General features: G+C 49.0%; 1 protein-coding gene. It reads right to left on the bottom strand.

What is annotated here, in order from left to right; all coding sequences use genetic code 11:
* Positions 1-163, bottom strand: a 163-nt coding sequence (locus tag FS628_RS33250) for a winged helix-turn-helix domain-containing protein (protein ID WP_369008908.1), incomplete at its 3' end; no start/stop codon positions are given.
* Positions 164-296: the final 133 nt, after the last annotated feature.

Here is a 296-nt window from a genome sequence, read left to right on the forward strand (position 1 = left end):
CCTTAACCCTCACTCTCTTCTCATCCACAAAACACTCATCCCACACCTTCTCCAACATTCTCTCTCTGCTCACCACCTTCCCACTCCCCCCCACTAACCTTTCCACTACAATCCTTTCCTTCTTCCTCACCTCCACTTTACCATCACCCACCTCAATCTCCACTCTTTCCAACTACACCACCAACCCCTCCACTTCCACCTTCCCTTCTTCCTCACCTCCACCATAATCCCCATATACCCTCCCCAACTGACTACCAATTTTCCCTATAACAATCTCATACTCAAATCCCTTCCTC

It is taken from the genome of Paenibacillus xylanexedens (assembly GCF_007676705.1).
In the GTDB taxonomy this organism is placed as follows: Bacteria; Bacillota; Bacilli; order Paenibacillales; family Paenibacillaceae; genus Paenibacillus; species Paenibacillus xylanexedens_C.